At 72.6% G+C, this 4,302-nt stretch carries 4 protein-coding genes; all 4 read right to left on the reverse strand.

The genetic code is table 11. The annotated features are described in order from the left end of the window. Positions 1–186: 186 nt before the first annotated feature. Positions 187–1,488: an ABC transporter substrate-binding protein gene (locus ACRDP3_RS24240; protein ID WP_431519123.1), complete on the reverse strand. Its 1,302-nt coding sequence runs from the start codon at positions 1,486–1,488 to the stop codon at positions 187–189. Next, complete coding sequence (locus ACRDP3_RS24245; RefSeq protein WP_431519124.1) at positions 1,485–2,471, reverse strand: hypothetical protein; 987 nt, start codon at positions 2,469–2,471, stop codon at positions 1,485–1,487. The genes ACRDP3_RS24240 and ACRDP3_RS24245 overlap by 4 nt, the downstream gene beginning before the upstream one ends. Continuing rightward, positions 2,468–4,054 (reverse strand): hypothetical protein, encoded by a 1,587-nt coding sequence (locus ACRDP3_RS24250; protein WP_431519125.1) that lies wholly within the window; start codon positions 4,052–4,054, stop codon positions 2,468–2,470. The genes ACRDP3_RS24245 and ACRDP3_RS24250 overlap by 4 nt, the downstream gene beginning before the upstream one ends. Positions 4,055–4,081: 27 nt before the next feature. Then, positions 4,082–4,302: hypothetical protein (locus ACRDP3_RS24255; RefSeq protein ID WP_431519126.1), on the reverse strand; the 221-nt coding region annotated here is incomplete at its 5' end.

Genomic DNA, 4,302 nt, shown 5'->3' on the forward strand with positions numbered 1-4,302 from the left:
CAGGGGGAGTGCCCCCAGCGTTGGCTAAAAGTCCTGGTAGCTCCGCTACAAGGACTTCCGGCCGCCTTGCGCTTCGCATCCCCTGGGCCTGCGGCCCGGGGAGACCCCAAGCCCTGGGCCTGCGGCCCGGGGCGACCCCATGACTGGACGACGCTCCTCAACGGGCGAACATTGCCGGTCACGGCACTAGCTGCAGATGCCCGTCATCCACGTCCCGTCCTTCCTCAACTCTCCCTGTGCGCGCAGTTTGTCCTGCTCCACCTGCTGCACCTTCTGGATGCCCTTGAGCAATGGCCGCGGGTCGTCCGGGTTGCTCATGAAGCGCAGCGTCGCCTCGTAGAAGGCGTCCCGTACCGCGGGCGGCATCGTGTCGGAGGCGTCCAGGCAGCGGGCGGCCTTCTCGTCGGTGAGCAGTGTCGCGATCCGCTGGGAGGTGCGGTCGTCGTGAGTACGGTCGCTCACCCCGGAGTTGGCGGAGAAGGGGTAGACGGGCGGCTTGTTCTGCTTAGCCCAGCGCTGCTGGACATCGGCCGACGCCAGGTACCTCAGCAGCTTCTGGGACTGATCCGTCCTGGTGAACATCGCCGCGTAGTCGGCGCTCACCTCGCGTCCCCGTTCGGGATAGGGACCGCCGGGAAGCAACGTGTGGGAGAGGGTGAAGCGCGCGCCCGCGGCCTTGTCGTCGTAGAAGGTACGGGCGAAGGAGCCCTGGTGCTCCAGGGTGCAGGGACTCGAGGTGCGCCGGCCGCCGCTGTAGAGCAGCCCGTCCTTGCCCGCTTCTCCCCGGTGATCGGTGAGCAGCGCGCGCTTGGCCTTTCCGCTGCTCTGCTTCAGCAGCGTGCCCCAGCCGCGCCAGACGCTCTCGACCCGCTCGCTGGTCCACTTCTCGGCGCCGCCCGCCCAACGCGCGTACAGCCGCGGCCCGTACCGCTGCAGCAGGATGTCCTCGATCCAGTCGCTGCCGGGCCATCCGGAGGCGCCGTCGTCGCCCATGCCGACGCACCACTCGTCGATCCGGGGCGGCCGCTCGGCCGGGGGGCCGTCGTCGGAGCGGTGCCAGACGATGCTCTTCAGGTCGGCCTTCACCGGGACCCAGTAGCTGTGGCCGGTGCCGCTCGCCCGGGGGACCCAGGGCGGGCCGTACCGCGTCGGCTCGTACAGCCCCTCCAGCGACCGGAGTTGACCGTCGCGGGCGTAGTCGGCCAGCTCGCCGACGTTGGGCATCACCGCGATGTCCGGGGGTGTGCCCGCCTGCACCTGGGAGAGCAGGACCTCCCGCTGTGCGGCGGTGCCCTGGTAGATGTAGTCCACTTTCGACTTGTCCAGCAGCGCCCGGAACGCGTCCTCCTGCTTGCCCGTCCACGGGCCCAGCACCTTGACCGGGCGGTCCCCGGCCTCGGACCCGCCGGGTTCCGCGCCACCGGAACAGGCCGTGGCGGTCAGGACGAGCACCAGCACGGTGATGCCCGAACGGAGGTGACGGATCACGGTGCGGCCCTCTCGTAGTCGGCGTACAGCCGCCACCCCAGGCCCACCAGGGGGAGCAGGACGAGCGCGCCGCAGCCCGCCGCGATCCAGGGTGCGCGCGCGGTGCTCGGATCGGTGGAGTCCATGGCCGTGCGCACGGACTCGGCGGCATCGGTGATCTGCTCCCGGTTGGCGTCTCCCTGGATGGCCGCCAACTGCGCGCGCCCGGCGTCGAGTTGCCGCTGTGTGTTCACCGTCCACCACAGCGGCAGCACGGCGAGCAGTACGGTCAGCAGCAGCGTGGCCAGCAGCCAGCCGTTGAACATCCGCCCGCAGCGCCGTCGCAGCGTCCACCACGCGGAGACCAGCACCAGCGCCAGCACGAGCAGACTCAGCTCCGTCACCACCCAGCCCGTGGTCTGCGCCGCTCCGAAGGAGGCTCGCGCGCGCAGCGCCGACACCTGCTTCTGCTGGAGGCCGTCGAGCCGCGGGACGACGCCGGTCTCCCCGCGTCGCAGGATCGACTGGGCCTCTGCCAGCTTCTGTTCCCGCATCAGCCTGTCGTGCGCGTACTTGCCCGTCGACTGGCCGACCGCGTCCGCGTATACGGTCAGCAGGCCGTTGACGGCCTCCAGCGTGCTCCGGCCGTCCTCGCCCGCGAGCTGCCTCTCGGCCACCCGTGACAGGCTCTGGTCGGCTGCCGACAGCTGGGTGCGGTATTCCTCGCCCGCTCCCACCACCTCGGTCAGCTCCTCGTCCCCCGCGGTGACGGCGGCCGCGGCCTGCGCCCGCAGCAGGGCCGCACGGGTGGCGGCGACCTCCTGTATCGCCGGCGCCATACGGTCGCGCATCTCCCCGGGGGTGCGGTGCACCACGTGGTACGAGACCAGCAGCGCACAGGTGCTGACCGCGGTCAGCGCCAGCAGGGCGAACAGATGGGTCAGCAGCAGCCGTTGGGTGGGCGCGGACGGCAGGCGGCGCAGGCGGTGCAGGAGGCTCCTCACAGGGCGGCACCACAGCCGACGCAGTGCCGGGCGCCTCGCACCGCGGCCCGCCCGCACTGCCGGGGGCAGTCGACCAGCTCCGGCTCCAGCTCTCCCTCGGTGCTTGCCGGTCCGTCCCCGTCCTCCTCCCAGACAGGTGAGACCGGTACCCGTTGGGAGTACATCCGGGTCTCCAGCAGCGCCACCGGGTCCACCGCGGGAAGCAGCCGCACCTGGCCGTGCGCCGCGTCCAGCACCTGAGCCACCTGCCGTACCAGGTCCAGGGAGGCGGTGTCCTGCAGTTCGTGGGCCAGCCGGGCCGCTGTGCCCAGCTGTTGCAGGGCGACCGACCGCTCCCCCCTGTCGAGGGCCTTGCAACCGTCCACGAAGGCACGGTGAAGCTTCGTGTGATCCCCGTGGTAGATGACCGGAGACGTCACACCACGTGCCGCCCACGGGCCAGGCCGTGCCGCGCCGGCCCCTTCGTGGAACCAGCGGACGAGTACGGACGCGGACGCCGACGGGGACGCGGGGGCGGACGCGGGGGCGAGGGTGACGGCGGCCAGTTGGATCTCCTCGTCCAGCGGATCGCCGGTGGGGTCCGCGCCCAGCACCAGTTCGTACTCCCGGATCTCGGCTTCGGCCCACAGCCGGGTGGCGAAGACGTGCCGCCGCGGCCGTCCGCTCTGCCCCCCGGCAGGCTCACCGTCCGGTGCGGTCAGGGGCTCCAGCAGTCTGCGCCGCGGGGCGAGTTGAAGGACCTCGAGCAGTTCGACGCCCGGCCGTACGGTCACCTCCAGGGGCACCATCGGCACCCGCGTGCGCAGCAGCTGGTCCACCATCCGCGTCAGCCGGGCCGTGACCTGCCCGCCGCCACGGACGCACTCGGCGGTGCCGTGCAGCCGTTCGGAGATCTCGGTCAGTACGTCCGGCTCCCAGCGGTCCCCGACCCCCAGCACGTCGCAGGTGAACTTCCCAGCGCAGGCGTCGAGTTCGGACGCCAGACGCGGCGTCCGGCCCGAGGTGCCGTCGGTGATCATGAGCAGATGCCGGATGTCCGGTGCGGGACCGGCCCCGGCCCCGGCCCCGGCCTCGGTCGCTTCGAATGTGGCGCGGGCCCGCGCCAGCCAGTCCGAGTAACTGGTGCCGCCCTCGGGAGGGGCGTTCAGCTGCATCCACCCGGCGGCGGCCTGTGCCCGGCTGCGCTGCCACAGCCCGGCGACCTCCCACTCCGGCTGCCGCGGCACTCCGTGCACGTCCGCCCGCTCCTCCAGCAGCGCGAAGCGCACGCCGTCGGGCAGCGCCTCGATGGCCGCCGACACGGCCTCACGGGTGGCCTTGAGCCGGTCCTGCGCGAAGTCGACGGCGATGAGAATGCCGAGCCCGCCGGGCGGCATGCGCCACTCCTCGCCGGTGCCGGTGCCGGTGCCCGCTCCGGGCCCGCCGGCCTCGCGCGCCACCGACTCGGCCCGCAGCACCGCCGATACGCTGCGCCGGACGCCGACGGCGCGCTGGCGCCGCTCCGCCTCCTTCACGGACAGGTGGAACTCCACCTCGCCCGCCGCGGTGTGTCCCGGGTCCGGATGGCCCGTGCTGGTCTCCATGGTCGCCTCGTCGCCTCGTCACATTCGTCAGGTGAGGGTGGTGGGCCGTACGGCGTTGGCCCATTCCGCCAGTCGCGCATGGTCGGCCGGGCGCGCGCAGCGCCAGGCCAACTCGCGGTAGCACTCGGCGAGCCGGAAGCGCGCGGCCCGTACCGGAGTGTGCCGGTGCCCCGGCAGCAGCAGACCGCGCAGCGCGTCCGCGAGGGCACGCGAACGGCTTGGCGCGTGCCCGGACCCCGGGCCGGACC

This window comes from Streptomyces sp., assembly GCF_050698815.1.
Taxonomy (GTDB): Bacteria; Actinomycetota; Actinomycetes; order Streptomycetales; family Streptomycetaceae; genus Streptomyces.